Origin of the sequence: Propionivibrio limicola, assembly GCF_009469695.1 — a bacterium.
GTDB lineage: Bacteria > Pseudomonadota > Gammaproteobacteria > Burkholderiales > Rhodocyclaceae > Propionivibrio > Propionivibrio limicola.
Map to the genome: position 1 here is coordinate 1 of NZ_SSSR01000005.1, position 13,047 is coordinate 13,047.

18 protein-coding genes are annotated in these 13,047 nt (G+C 57.6%); 9 read left to right on the top strand and 9 right to left on the bottom strand.

Annotated elements, in window-relative coordinates:
• Positions 1–187: 187 nt before the first annotated feature.
• From GH659_RS05855 to GH659_RS15035, 7 genes are read left to right on the top strand one after another with little or no spacing between them, the layout of a single operon-like run.
• Positions 188–628 carry a hypothetical protein gene (locus GH659_RS05855; RefSeq protein WP_153110093.1) on the top strand — a complete coding sequence of 147 codons (441 nt, stop codon included), beginning with the start codon at positions 188–190 and terminating at the stop codon, positions 626–628.
• Positions 625–846, top strand: a complete 222-nt coding sequence (locus tag GH659_RS05860) for a hypothetical protein (protein ID WP_153110095.1) — start codon at positions 625–627, stop codon at positions 844–846. The genes GH659_RS05855 and GH659_RS05860 overlap by 4 nt, the downstream gene beginning before the upstream one ends.
• Positions 843–1,157 carry a DprA-like winged helix domain-containing protein gene (locus GH659_RS05865; RefSeq protein ID WP_153110097.1) on the top strand — a complete coding sequence of 105 codons (315 nt, stop codon included), beginning with the start codon at positions 843–845 and terminating at the stop codon, positions 1,155–1,157. Before GH659_RS05860 ends, GH659_RS05865 begins: the two co-directional genes overlap by 4 nt.
• On the top strand, positions 1,154–1,351 hold the full coding sequence (locus GH659_RS05870) for a hypothetical protein (RefSeq protein ID WP_153110099.1): 198 nt from the start codon (positions 1,154–1,156) through the stop codon (positions 1,349–1,351). Before GH659_RS05865 ends, GH659_RS05870 begins: the two co-directional genes overlap by 4 nt.
• Positions 1,348–1,647 (top strand): HNH endonuclease signature motif containing protein, encoded by a 300-nt coding sequence (locus GH659_RS05875; RefSeq protein ID WP_153110101.1) that lies wholly within the window; start codon positions 1,348–1,350, stop codon positions 1,645–1,647. The genes GH659_RS05870 and GH659_RS05875 overlap by 4 nt, the downstream gene beginning before the upstream one ends.
• A gap of 4 nt (positions 1,648–1,651) precedes the next feature.
• Entirely contained in the window at positions 1,652–1,888 is a 237-nt protein-coding gene (locus GH659_RS05880; RefSeq protein WP_153110103.1) for a hypothetical protein, read from the top strand.
• Positions 1,885–2,490 carry a DUF2528 family protein gene (locus tag GH659_RS15035; protein ID WP_153110105.1) on the top strand — a complete coding sequence of 202 codons (606 nt, stop codon included), beginning with the start codon at positions 1,885–1,887 and terminating at the stop codon, positions 2,488–2,490. Before GH659_RS05880 ends, GH659_RS15035 begins: the two co-directional genes overlap by 4 nt.
• Before the next feature lie 43 nt (positions 2,491–2,533).
• Here the strand turns inward: GH659_RS15035 and GH659_RS05890 are convergent, their stop codons facing one another.
• The 3 genes from GH659_RS05890 to guaB form a co-directional block, all read right to left on the bottom strand.
• Positions 2,534–3,754 carry a tyrosine-type recombinase/integrase gene (locus GH659_RS05890; RefSeq protein WP_153110107.1) on the bottom strand — a complete coding sequence of 407 codons (1,221 nt, stop codon included), beginning with the start codon at positions 3,752–3,754 and terminating at the stop codon, positions 2,534–2,536.
• A gap of 284 nt (positions 3,755–4,038) precedes the next feature.
• Positions 4,039–5,604 carry a glutamine-hydrolyzing GMP synthase gene (gene guaA / locus GH659_RS05895; RefSeq protein WP_153110109.1) on the bottom strand — a complete coding sequence of 522 codons (1,566 nt, stop codon included), beginning with the start codon at positions 5,602–5,604 and terminating at the stop codon, positions 4,039–4,041.
• Between the two features lie 60 nt (positions 5,605–5,664).
• Positions 5,665–7,125 carry an IMP dehydrogenase gene (gene guaB / locus GH659_RS05900; protein ID WP_153110111.1) on the bottom strand — a complete coding sequence of 487 codons (1,461 nt, stop codon included), beginning with the start codon at positions 7,123–7,125 and terminating at the stop codon, positions 5,665–5,667.
• A gap of 62 nt (positions 7,126–7,187) precedes the next feature.
• On the opposite strand from guaB, the gene GH659_RS05905 reads away from it, so the two are divergent.
• Positions 7,188–7,637 carry a DUF4124 domain-containing protein gene (locus GH659_RS05905; RefSeq protein WP_153110113.1) on the top strand — a complete coding sequence of 150 codons (450 nt, stop codon included), beginning with the start codon at positions 7,188–7,190 and terminating at the stop codon, positions 7,635–7,637.
• A 16-nt stretch (positions 7,638–7,653) separates the two neighbouring features.
• Here the strand turns inward: GH659_RS05905 and GH659_RS05910 are convergent, their stop codons facing one another.
• Both GH659_RS05910 and GH659_RS05915 read right to left on the bottom strand, forming a co-directional pair.
• On the bottom strand, positions 7,654–7,974 hold the full coding sequence (locus GH659_RS05910; RefSeq protein WP_153110115.1) for an RnfH family protein: 321 nt from the start codon (positions 7,972–7,974) through the stop codon (positions 7,654–7,656).
• A complete protein-coding gene (locus GH659_RS05915) occupies positions 7,967–8,410 on the bottom strand; it encodes a type II toxin-antitoxin system RatA family toxin (protein ID WP_153110117.1) in 444 nt (147 codons plus the stop codon). Before GH659_RS05915 ends, GH659_RS05910 begins: the two co-directional genes overlap by 8 nt.
• A 75-nt stretch (positions 8,411–8,485) precedes the next feature.
• Between GH659_RS05915 and smpB the strand changes: the two genes are divergently transcribed.
• Positions 8,486–8,932 carry an SsrA-binding protein SmpB gene (smpB, locus tag GH659_RS05920; RefSeq protein ID WP_153110119.1) on the top strand — a complete coding sequence of 149 codons (447 nt, stop codon included), beginning with the start codon at positions 8,486–8,488 and terminating at the stop codon, positions 8,930–8,932.
• A 38-nt stretch (positions 8,933–8,970) separates the two neighbouring features.
• Here the strand turns inward: smpB and GH659_RS05925 are convergent, their stop codons facing one another.
• The 4 genes from GH659_RS05925 to GH659_RS05940 are packed head-to-tail and all read right to left on the bottom strand — an operon-like array spanning position 8,971 to position 13,016.
• Positions 8,971–9,741: a S1C family serine protease gene (locus tag GH659_RS05925; protein ID WP_153110121.1), complete on the bottom strand. Its 771-nt coding sequence runs from the start codon at positions 9,739–9,741 to the stop codon at positions 8,971–8,973.
• Complete coding sequence (locus tag GH659_RS05930; RefSeq protein ID WP_153110123.1) at positions 9,722–10,678, bottom strand: transglycosylase SLT domain-containing protein; 957 nt, start codon at positions 10,676–10,678, stop codon at positions 9,722–9,724. Before GH659_RS05930 ends, GH659_RS05925 begins: the two co-directional genes overlap by 20 nt.
• Positions 10,675–11,739 (bottom strand): SDR family oxidoreductase, encoded by a 1,065-nt coding sequence (locus tag GH659_RS05935; RefSeq protein ID WP_153110125.1) that lies wholly within the window; start codon positions 11,737–11,739, stop codon positions 10,675–10,677. Before GH659_RS05935 ends, GH659_RS05930 begins: the two co-directional genes overlap by 4 nt.
• Positions 11,736–13,016 carry a nucleotide sugar dehydrogenase gene (locus tag GH659_RS05940; protein ID WP_153110127.1) on the bottom strand — a complete coding sequence of 427 codons (1,281 nt, stop codon included), beginning with the start codon at positions 13,014–13,016 and terminating at the stop codon, positions 11,736–11,738. The genes GH659_RS05935 and GH659_RS05940 overlap by 4 nt, the downstream gene beginning before the upstream one ends.
• Positions 13,017–13,047: the final 31 nt, after the last annotated feature.

The window sequence follows — 13,047 nt, forward strand, 5'->3', positions numbered from 1 at the left end:
GCGCTGATCGCGCCGCCTTCCGGTCGGGCCTTCGCCCCTCCCTCTCGGCAACGCGATCAGCGCAAATGAAGTGTCCGGGGTGTGTCAGTTTTGAATCGCTGCCCAACAAAAATCTGTATCAGTTTTGAATCGCCGTTGACAGCCTGCGCCGCACTGGTGGCCTCGCTCAAGAAAAAGGAGTCCAGCCATGCGTAAGCGCGGAAATATACGCACCATCCGCCCAGCCACGCCGCCCATGCTGGTCAGCCGCGGCCTCCAGAACGATTCGCTCGAAACCCGCGAACGCATGTTCGTCGAGGCCTTCGCCGGCGGCTGGGCGACGACCGAGCATTTCGACCAGCTCGCCGACATGCGCGATTGCCTGCTGCTCGCCGCCGCCAGCAAAGGCGATGCGGAAACCATCGGCATGTGCCGCGCCGCCGGCATCGTCCTGATGAACGTGCGCGACCGCTACGCCGCCACCCAGCGCATGGGCGTCACCGGCGAAGAGCTGCAAGCCCTGCGCCTCTTCGCCACGACCTACCGCGACTTCTGGCTGCGCCAGTCCGTCGGCGCCTACGAATCCGCCTGCGACGCCTTGAGCCGGGCACGTGCGATGAATCAGCTGGAAGTTGAGGTGCGGAGATGAGCCCATCACGCACCATCACAGAAGAGATCGTCTGGCATCGCGCCGACATCGCCATGCCGGACTCCGACGAAACCGTGCTCGTCCGAATCGACGACGAAGAGGAGGAGCCGGTCTGGCTGGGCTACCACGACGGCGACCGCTGGCTCAACGTCGACGGCTACCCGATCAACGCAGTCATCTGCTGGGCCAAGATGCCAGAAGGGCCGGTGATGCTATGAACACGCTCGCCATCGCCATCAATCAATGCACGCGGCCATCGTGGTGGGGAAAAATCACGGCACAAAGGCCCGCTGTTGCTGAACCGAAGAGGACGACAAAACAGGTCGCGGAGAAGAAAAAAGCCATCCTCAAGGCCATCCGCAGCGCCTCGCAGCCCTGCAGCGCCCGCTGGATCGCCGAAGAAACGGGCTTCACCCCTCGCAGCGTCGCCCATCTGCTGGAAAAGCTGGAGCTGCGCGGCGAGATCGAGCGCCACAGAGACGCTTCGCCCGTCCCGAATAGGCCTTATGTTTTTTGGAGAATCGCATGAAACTGCAAATCAATCTCAAAGGAAGTTGGCGAGACGTTCTGTCCTTTGATGCGAACCGCCAGGTGGATGTACGAGAAAGTGCCGCTGCCCTTCTCAAATCCTCCGGAGCAAAAGAAAAGATGAGAATTTCAACCGATGACAACGTGCGCATCGCCTACTGCTGCGCCCCTGATTATCAATGGAGGGTTGCATGAAAAAAGCCATCACCATCGCGCTGCTGACAACATTGGCCACGCTGGCCAGTGCCACAGAGCGCAGTTCTTCCCAGCGCGCGGCATTTGTCCGCGAGAACCACTGCCCCGCCACCGGCAAGCCTCGCGGCCCGTGCCCGGGCCATGTGGTTGACCACGTCGTTCCTCTGTGCGCCGGCGGCGACGATGCGCCGAGCAATATGCAGTGGCAGACAGTCGAGGATGCGAAGCAGAAGGATAAGGACGAGTGGCGCACGTGCCGCGTGCTGCGCGCCTCACGGGCGAGCGGAAGTCAGTAGCCACATGAACCCCTACGCCTCGATCAAAGGCCGCGCCACGGCGCCGGCAACAGCTGCCAAGGCCACCACGCCGGCACGGGCGCTTTCTGATGCCGAGATCGAGCGCGTTGCCGAGAACCGCGCCTTTGTCCGCGAAAACATGCCCGAGCTCGTCGATTTCATCCGCGATCTGCACGCAAACGGATTGATCGACGGCTGGCGGGCGGTAACGAATTGCACCATGAACGAAAGGGAATCATGACTACCATCAAACGAACCATCCGGCGCGCCGAGCTCAAAAAGCTCGTGCCGCTGTCGGACACGACCATTTACCGGATGGAGCTGGAGGGGAAATTCCCTTCCCGCTTCGCCCTCACCCCGCGCTGTGTCGTCTGGGACTATGAAGAGGTGCAAACGTGGCTGCGAGGCAGGAAGGCGGAATGCAATCCAGCGGAACAAAAGCCGGACGTGAGGAAGAGGAAGGTGCGGCCGGTATGTTCGGATATGGGGGGGGCGATGAAAAGACGTTTCAGGCTCGAAGCTGGATTAGACACCGGCATCACGCTGGATATCGACACAGACAAGATCACTCAGGACGTTGCTGAGCAGATAAACGGCTTCTGGATGGGGGCGAAACATGTCCTCAATGCATCTGATGGAGACGTCATTCAAGCCGTCGCCAGACGCGCAGCAGGCTGTTTGCTCATGTATCTGATGAATGGATATCACGGCGTCGGATCTGTTCGAGAGCTCAGCGAACAGGAGGGCTGGCCACCATATGATGAAATTGGAATCACGGTCGTTGATTTTGACATCCCATCGATGGAAGCAGACGAATTCGATGTCAGAGAAGAGGTCGTCTGACAAAGCATAGGCACGATGACGGGACCTCCCGCCATCGCCCATTTCAAGCGGCGCGGCCGATCGGCACGACCTTGGCCCCGGCAATCCAGCCATCGACCATGTTGGCCCAGTCCTGCAGCATCTCGCGCCGCTGCTCCGCATATTCGGCCTTGTTGTAAACGGCCCTCACCCCGCGCTGTTCATGCGCGAGGCACTTTTCGATCCAGTCGGTGTTGTAGCCGGCCTCGTGCAGCAGCGTCGAGGCCGTCCGGCGCAGGTCGTGCACGCAGAAGTCATCCAGCGGTAGATCTTCTTTTTTTGCGATTGCCACGGCGGCATCGATCACACGATTTAATGTGGCGTTGCTCATGGGCTTGTCGGCGTCGTAGCGCGACGGGAGGATGTAGTTGGATCCGCCAGCGCACGTTTTCAGTGCCACCAGGATGTCCAGCGCTTGCTGCGGGAGGTAGACGACATGCGGCCGGCGCAGCTTCATCCGATCTTTCGGTATCGTCCAGGTCGCTGCGGTGAAGTCGATTTCGCTCCATGTGGCCAGCAGCAGCTCGCCCTTGCGCACCATGGTCAGCAGAGTGAGCTTGATGGCCAGCCGGATGGTGGGCAGCGTGGCCACGCGATCGAGGAGCCGGAAGAAGAGGCCGATCTCATCAGGCGTCAGGGCGCGATCCTTGGGTTTGAAGGTGGCGATCGAGGACGGTTTGATTCCGCTGGCTGGGTTGGCGTACTTTGCTCCGCGGGCAATCGCCCAGGAGTAGATATTCATGACGATCTCGCGCATATGCACGGCCGTTGCCGGGGCGCCGCGCTGGACGATCTTGTCGCACAGTGCGCGGAGGTCTTCTTCGGTGAATTCGTGCGGCAGACGGCGGCCATAGTCGGGGAGCAGATCGCGCCGGATGATGCTCTCGCGCATGTCTCGCGTGCTGTCGGCCATCTCGTAGATGGCCAGCCAATCCTCGCACAGTTCGGAGATCCGTTTCTCTTCCTGCATCTTGCGCTTGATGCGCTGCTTCTCGCTGGCCGGCGAGACACCCGCCGCCACCTTCTTGCGCGCCTCCATCAGCAATTCGCGCGCCTCGGCCAACGATATCCCATCAGGACCGTACTGGCCAATCACCAGCGTCTCGCGCCGGCCATTCAGACGGTAGTCGTAACGGAACGAAATCGCCCCGCTCTTCAGTACCGTCACGTACATACCGTCACGGTCAGCCACTTTGTACGGCTTTTCAGCCGGTTTCAGGCTTTTCAGCTTCATGTCCGACAGCATTTCTCGCTCCTTTCAGCACTCTTGATACCGTCAGCCGACAATCACGCTGAAACCCGCATGAACACAGGGATTCGCCTCAAAAAATACCGTCAGCCGCCAATATCAGCGACGGAACCGCGATCAAGACACCCACCACCCCCGCAGCGCATGCCGTCACCCGTACCGTCGTTTTGATCCGCATTAAAACAATAGGTTTGCAAAGCTACAAAAGCAAAACCCCCAGCAATGCCGGGGGTTCTGAGGTTATTTCGAATTGGTATGAAATGCAAAAAACCTATGCCAAATCACTCCCACTCGATCGTGGCGGGCGGCTTACCCGAAATGTCGTAGACCACGCGGTTAATTCCACGCACCTCGTTGATGATTCGGTTGGACACTTTCCCCAGCAGGCTGTAAGGAAGCTCAGCCCAGTGGGCGGTCATGAAATCTTGCGTCTGTACGGCACGCAATGCGACAACGTATTCGTACGTGCGACCATCCCCCATCACACCAACGCTTTTCACCGGCAGGAATACGGCGAAAGCCTGACTCGTCTTGTCGTACCAATCTGCCGCACGCAATTCATCGATGAAGATTGCGTCAGCACGACGGAGCAGATCGGCAAACTCGTGCTTGACCTCGCCAAGTATTCTCACGCCCAAGCCAGGCCCGGGGAATGGATGCCGATAAACCATATCGTGCGGCAGCCCCAGCGCGATACCAAGCTCGCGCACTTCATCCTTGAAGAGTTCGCGCAGCGGTTCGAGCAGTTTGAGGTTAAGGGTTTCCGGTAGCCCGCCCACGTTGTGGTGGCTCTTGATCGTATGCGCCTTCTTCGTCTTTGAGCCAGCCGATTCAATCACATCCGGATAGATCGTTCCTTGTGCCAGCCATTTTGCATTCGGCAGCTTGCCCGCCTCGGCCTGAAAGACCTCGACAAACTCGCGTCCGATAATCTTGCGCTTAGCCTCGGGGTCACTGACCCCCTTGAGATGTCCCATGAACTGTTCGGCCGCATCCACATGGATGACTTTGACACCGAGATTGCGCGCGAATGTCTGCATGACCTGCTCAGCTTCATTCAAGCGCAGAAGCCCGTTATCAACGAACACGCAGGTCAGCTGATCTCCGATCGCGCGGTGCAACAATGCGGCGACGACCGACGAATCAACACCACCGGAAAGCCCGAGAATCACCTCTTCCTTGCCGACCTGTGCCCTGACTTTCTCAATGGCCTCATTGACGTAATCAGGCATGTTCCAGTCATGACCGCACCCGCAAATCTCATGCACGAAACGCGCAAAGATTTCCTTGCCCTTGATTGTATGGGTGACTTCCGGATGGAACTGGACAGCATAGAAGCGCCGCGTTTCGTCGGCCATGGCGGCGATCGGACAGGAGTCGTTGTTGGCGATCACCTTGAAACCGGGCGGCAACTCGGTGACCTTGTCACCGTGACTCATCCAGACATCCAGAAAGCTCTTGGCACTGTTGTCCGTCCGATCCTGTATGCCCTTGAACAGTTCGGAATCACCTTGGGCGCAAATTTCCGCATAGCCAAATTCTCGCTTGCCAGAACTTTCGACCTTGCCGCCTAACTGTTGCGCCATGGTTTGCATGCCATAGCAGATACCGAGAACCGGAACACCCAACTCGAAAACAACCTGTGGAGCACGCCATTCAGCCGCTTCATAAACCGAGTTCGGACCACCGGAGAGGATGATGCCTTGCGGTTTGAATTGGCGAATGAATTCTTCGCTCACATCAAAGGGATGCAACTCGCAATACACCTGCTGCTCGCGCACGCGTCGGGCAATGAGCTGAGTGACCTGCGAACCGAAATCAAGGATGAGGATTTTTTGGTGTGCCATTTTGAAGCCTTGAAAGAACAAGGGCGGCTACGCGAGCCGCCCCGAAATAAGCGCGAATACTTACTCTACGTGATAGTTCGGCGCTTCTTTAGTGATCTGAACATCATGCACATGCGACTCACGCATGCCCGCCGCGGTAATCTCGACGAAGGTCGCACGCTCATGCATTTCGTCAATGGTCGCGCAGCCGAGATACCCCATGGAAGAGCGGAGCCCACCCATCAGCTGATGAATCACGGCCAGCACCGAGCCCTTGTAAGGCACACGTCCCTCAATGCCCTCCGGCACCAACTTATCGACATTGGACGAAGAATCCTGGAAATAGCGATCGGCCGCCCCGGCAGCCATGGCTCCGATCGATCCCATTCCGCGATACGACTTGTACGAACGCCCCTGGTAGAGTTCGACATCACCGGGAGCTTCCTCGGTCCCAGCGAACAAACCACCGAGCATGACCGCATTTGCACCGGCCGCGATCGCTTTACAGATGTCTCCCGAAAAGCGGATCCCGCCATCGGCAATCATCGGCACCCCCGTCCCCTTGAGGGCATCGGATACCATCTGGATTGCTGTAATTTGCGGCACACCGACACCGGCAACGATGCGGGTCGTACAAATAGACCCAGGACCAATTCCGACCTTGACCGCATCAGCGCCACAGTCAACCAGCGCCCGGGCCGCGTCAGCCGTCGCGATGTTGCCGCCGATCACCTCAATGTGCGGGAAGTTTTTCTTGACCCACTTGACCCGGTCGAGCACCCCTTGCGAATGCCCATGCGCCGTATCGACCACGATCACGTCGACGCCAGCTTCTGCCAAAAGCTCAGCCCGCTCTTCCGTACCCGCACCAACGCCGATGGCAGCGCCAACGCAAAGACGACCGGATGCATCCTTGCATGCCAGCGGATGCTCGGTGGTCTTGATAATGTCCTTGACGGTAATCAGGCCGCGCAATTCGAAAGCATCGTTAACCACGAGAACGCGCTCGAGACGGTGTTTATGAATAAGGGCCTTACCTTCTTCGACCGTTGCCCCTTCTCTCACCGTAACCAAGCGATCACGCGGCGTCATGATGCTGCGAACCGGCTGATCGAGATTCGTCTCGAACCGAAGATCACGGTTGGTGACGATACCAACGACAGCACGCCCTTCAACGACCGGGAAGCCGGAAATCTTGTGCATCTGCGTCAGTTCAAGAACCTCACGCACCGACATCGTGGGCGGAACGGTAATCGGGTCTTTCAGAATCCCGGATTCAAAACGCTTAACTTTTGCCACCTCGGTCGCCTGCGCCTTGGGCGTGAGGTTTTTATGCACGATACCAATCCCGCCTTCTTGCGCCAGGGCAATGGCAAGACGGCCTTCGGTAACCGTATCCATTGCAGCCGACGCCAATGGCATGTTAAGAACAATATTGCGTGTCAGACGAGTACGAAGACTGACATCGCGCGGCAAAACAGTTGAATGGGCTGGAACGAGGAGAACGTCATCAAACGTGAGCGCTTTTTGAGCTAAACGCATGGCCTATAATCCGAGGTCACAAAAGTCTATTATACAGCACACCTTTAAAGACTGGACTCCCGATGAAACACATTGCGCTGATTATCATGGCCCTCTCAGCATCAATGGCGGCCAGCGCCCAGATTTATCAATGGAAGGACGAGAAGGGAAAAACTGTCATCTCCGACATTCCACCATCCGGGCGCGTAACTAGCCAACAGACGCATCAAAACAACGCCAACCCGTCGCCAGCCTCACCAAGCACGTCGAAAACACTTGCCGAAAAAGAACTCGAATTCCGCAAGCGCCAGCAAGAAGTCAAGGACAAGGCGGTTAAAAATCAGAAGGAAGAAGCAGAGAACTCCGCAAAAAAAGAGAATTGCGAAAACGCCCGTCGGCAATTGCAGGCACTTGAATCCGGCGAACGCATTGTCCTGCGCGACGACAAAGGCGAACGGTATTTCATGGAGGATGCGCAACGGGAACAGGAGATTGCAAAGTTACACCACTACACGCGATCCAATTGCAGATAACCTGCCCTCCCCTCGGCTAACAACCCTTATATTCGCCAGCGCCCTTTTTCATTGCCTTACCTTCAGCGGCTCGCTGCTTGCGCACTACTTTGGGATCGGCAATGAGCGGACGATAAATTTCCACACGATCGCGATCGCGCAAGACAACATCCAGTTTGACGAGCTTTGAAAAAACCCCGACTTTGTTCCCGTCCAAATCGATCTCGGGAAATTTCGTTCGGATGCCAGAATTCTCAATGGCGTCGCGTACCGTCGCTCCCGCTGGCAGTTCAACCCGGAGAAGTTCCTGCCTGTCGGGCAAAGCATAGACCACTTCAACCCTGATCAGGTCAGACATCCGGTTCACCATAAACCTCGTCTGCACGCTTCACAAAGGCATCGACAAACGTATTGGTAATCTGACCAAAGACGGGACCGATGATCTTCTCGAAAAGTTTGCTGGAAAACTCATAGGTCAGCCGGAAGTCGATTTTGCAGGCCGCCTCGCTCAATGGTTTGAAAAGCCAGATACCCTCCAGAGAACGGAACGGCCCATCAACCAGTTTCAAGCCCATGCGGACCGGAAATTCCTTCTCGTTTTCAGTGGTGAAATGTGACTTAACGCTGAGATAACTGATGTGCAGCGTTGCGACTGTCTTGCCGGCATCACGAAAATCGACCTTGGTCTGACTGCACCATGGCAAAAAAGCGGGATAGCTCTCGACATCATCGACGAGATTGAACATTTCCTGCGCAGAATGTCCGATCAGGACTGATTTTTCCACCATGGCCATTTCCAGCCGTGCCTCGTGAATACTGTAGAATTCTGGATTCTAGCACTCTCGCGCACCAATCTTTGAGCACAGCCCATGAGCATCATCACCAACAAAAAAGCGTTTCACGACTACTTCATTGAAGAAAAGTTCGAAGCCGGAATTGCGCTGGAAGGCTGGGAGGTGAAAGCTATCCGAGCCGGCAGGGCCAACATCAAAGAGTCCTACGTCGTCGTCCGCAATGGCGAGGTCTTTCTTTTCGGAATGCACATTACCCCGCTGTCCGAAGCTTCTACACATGTAAAACCGGACCCGGTTCGTACGCGCAAGCTTCTCCTCCATGCCAACCAGATCAGTAAGCTGATCGGACAGGTCGAACGCGCCGGATATACGCTGCTTCCCCTTGACCTCCATTACCAGCGAGGCCGTATCAAAGCCGAAATTGGCTTGGCAAAAGGCAAGAAGCTTCACGACAAAAGAGATGCCGAGAAAGAGCGCGACTGGAACCGGGAAAAAGCCCGATTGATGCGGGTAAAAGTCTGATCAAAAAATCCGTCCGCACAGATCACCGACCACCGTTTCTATTTGATGGAGCGGAGCATCTCCTGCAAATAGATGACCGGAATCGCAAAGCTGATTCCCGACGGCTGGCTCAGTGCGGCTTCCTTCGTCCCCTTGACGAACACCATATTGATGATGCCGACCACCTCGCCATTCTCCTGATCGAGAAGCGGCCCGCCGCTATTTCCTGGATAGGCGGTCCCGTCCAGCTGATAAACATCGAATGATCCGGTTTTAAGCCGGCTCACCACTCGCTCGTTCAGTTGCCGTGCATTCGCGCTGGGCATCACGATCGGCGTAATGGCCGAAATGATGCCGCGATGCGTAACTGGCGATGCTCCCAGTACCGTTCCGATGGGAAAACCGATAAACACGACCGCCTGCCCCTCTCTGACGACAGCTTTTTCTTGAAGCCGGAGGGCTGGCAGCGGAGGTCCCTCGATACGCAGCAGCGCGATATCGTGCTGTTTGTCGATAGCCACCATTCGGGCCTGTCGCAACTGCGTGCCCCTGTTGCTCACCGGCACATGAATGGCCACTACTTCGCCGTCCTGTTCGTCTGTCGCCTCCGGCACAACGTGGGCGTTGGTCGCAATCAACGATCCGTTGCCAACGACAAATCCCGCCCCCCGCAATACGAATGGCGGACTCCGCATCTTCGCCAACGTACCAACCGCCACAATCGACGGCTTGACCTGTTGAATCAGTTCCGGCAACGCCGCAAACGCGGCTCCGGTCGCCAAGCAAAGGCAGAACAAAATAGCCAGAAATTCAAGACGTCGTTGAAACATTTCGCACTCCTGGAATGCCCGGCCGCACCTTCTTCGTGTTGCGGATACTTGGCAATTCGGGCGACGGGGGGGTGACCTCGGGATCAAAGGGATGCTCGTTCCGTTTGAAGAGATCGAGAATCCTGCGAACGTAGCTCTGCGTCTCCGCATACGGCGGGATACCGCGATAACGGTTAACGGCTCCCTCCCCAGCGTTATACGCCGCCGCCACAAGCGCAACATCGCCTTCAAAGTAGGCCAGCAACCACCGCAGATACGACAGCCCGCCGCGAATATTCTGTTCTGGGTCGAAGGGCTTCCTGACGTTGAAGCGTACAGAGGTATCGGGTATGAGCTGCATCAACCCTTGGGCATTCTTGGGCGACACAGCCGTTGGATTGAAATTGGATTCGGCACGGATGACAGCCATGACCAAGCGCGGACTGACGCCATATTCCGGCGATAGATCGCGGACGAGCGACTGAATCTTCTGTTGCAAGGGATTGTCCGGCGGAATCATCACATCACTTTCGCGATCATCGAGAACCGGATTCATGCATTCGGGCACCGGTGCCACCTTTTCGCCGACAAACCGCAGCATTTTCCGGGAAGGTTCATGGCCTTGATCAGCGGCCAGCTTGAAGAAATAAGCCGCCAGTTCGTCGCTACGCGGCAGGCCACGGCCATTGGCGTACATCCAGCCCAGACTGTACTGCGCCTCCGGATCCCCATGACGAGCCCCGTCGCAATAGAGCTTTGCGGCGTGTAACGGGTCCTTGCGAACGCCCTCGCCATGTTCGTAAGCACGCGCTTCGTTTCTCAAGGCGGCCAGATCGCTCGCGCTCGGCGCATTCGCTTCCGCAGCTGACACGAAATTTGTCACGAACATGGAACACAGGAAGAACGCGGCACGGATGCAAGGCTTTCGGCCCTTCGGATGCTTGTTTGCGGAGTTCATCCTACCCTCCTATCCTCGCCGCCCAGACCGGAAAATCGGGCGATGTACCACGGCATGGCGATACGAATCCCCTCCTCGATGCGATGCGTCGGTTCATATCCAAGCAGGCGACGCGCCTTCGATATGTCGGCCTGTGAATGGCGAACGTCCCCGGCCCGGAAGTCACGATAGTCTGGTTGCGACGGCGGTAAATCCGTCCGCAACGCACACAATGCGTCTTGCAGCAATTCGTAGAGCTGGTTCAACGACGTCCGGTCGTTGAACGCCACGTTGTACACCTGATTGACGGCCTCCGGCGGGACAACCGTGGCGGCCAGCAGATTCGCCTGCACGACATTGGCGATAAAGCAGAAATCGCGACTCGTTTCCCCATCGCCATTGATAAAGACGTCTTCCCCCAGCAGCATCGCCCTGACCCAGCGCGGGATCACTGCCGCATACGCCCCCTCCGGGTCCTGGCGCGGGCCGAACACGTTGAAATAGCGCAAGCCGATGGATTGGAGCCCGTAACATCGGCCGAACACATCCGCGTACAGCTCGTTGACCAGTTTGGTCACAGCATAGGGAGACAAAGGGTGACCGATGTGGTCTTCCATTTTCGGCAAGCCGGGATGGTCACCGTAAGTTGAACTGGACGCGGCATAGACGAAGCGCGACACCTTGGCATCGCGTGCCGCCACCAGCATATTCAGGAAGCCGTCGACGTTCGAGGCATTTGTCGATACCGGGTCGGCCAGCGAGCGCGGCACCGACCCGAGCGCCGCCTGGTGCAGCACGTAATCAACCCCTTCGCACGCCTGCCGACAGCTCTCGCCATCCCGGATATCGGCTTCAAAAAAACGGAATCGCTGCCATTGAACCGGCGAGACGAGCGACTGAACCTCGTCAAGGTTGCGGCGATAACCGGTGGAGAAGTTGTCCAGCCCGAGCACCTGCTGATCCAGCCGAAGCAGCGCTTCGATCAAATGGGAGCCGATGAAGCCGGCGCACCCCGTCACCAACCAGCGAGCGGGTTGAGCCGGCAAGCGCTGCGTCAGTTGTTCAAAGGCGGAATTATTCATAGACGCCACACCGTTATCCCATGCGAAGTCAATTCGGCCGCATCGAAGAGGCATTTCACGTCGGCCATCACGCCGTCTGTTTCCAGCTTATCGACGTAGTCCTGCACCGGGCGCTCCTTGAACTGTCGGTGCGCGACGGCCGCGATAATCGCGGCGGATTTCGGCAAATCCTCCCATGCCGTCAGTTCGACGCCGTATTCGTGCCATGCCTCCTGCGCATCGGCCACCGGTTCATGGACGTAGACCTCCACCCCATAGGCGCGCAACTCATGAATCACGTCGATCACCCGCGAATTGCGCAAATCCGGGCAGTTCTCCTTGAACGTCAGACCGAGCACGATGACGCGGGCGCCCTTGACCTTCCAGCCGTTCAGCACGAGTTTTTTGACCGTCTGCTCGACGATGAACTTCCCCATGCCGTCGTTGATGCGGCGACCGGCCAGAATCACGTCGGGGTGATAGCCGAGGATCTCCGCCTTGTACGTCAGATAGTAGGGATCGACGCCGATGCAGTGCCCACCGACGAGTCCGGGCCGGAACGGCAGGAAGTTCCACTTCGTCGCGGCGGCTTTCAGAACCTCAAGCGTATCGATGCCGATGCGGTCGAAGATGATGGCCAACTCGTTCATCAAGGCAATATTGAGGTCGCGCTGGGTGTTCTCGATCACCTTCGCCGCCTCGGCGACCTTGATGCTGGACGCGGCATACACCCCGGCCGTAATTACACTGGCGTACATTTCCCGCACCAAGTCGAGCGTCGCCGGCGTATCGCCCGACACGACCTTGACGATCCGGGTCAACGTGCGCTCCTTGTCGGCCGGATTGATGCGCTCGGGCGAGTAGCCGACAAAAAAGTCATTTTTCCACTTCAGCCCCGAGTGCTTTTCGATGATCGGGATGCAGATTTCTTCGGTCGCGCCCGGATAAACCGTTGATTCATAAACGACCGTCGCCCCGCGCTTGATGTACTTGCCGACCGACTCGGACGAGGTGAGCAACGGCCGGAAATCCGGCTGGTGGGCGCGATCGACCGGCGTCGGGACGGCGACGATGATGAAATCCGCTTCCGCCAACACGACCGGATCGCAACCGACCTGCAGATGCACGGCAGCGCGAAAGTCTTCGCTGCTCACTTCGCCGGTCGGGTCGAAATATCTCTTGAAGTTGGCAACCTTCTCGGCCGAAAGGTCAAAACCCAGCGTCCGGTATTTCTTGCCGAACTCAACGGCCAGCGGCAACCCGACGTACCCCAGTCCAACAACAGCTACAGTCGTCATGTCCCCCTCCTTCAATGCGCCTGAACGCCGG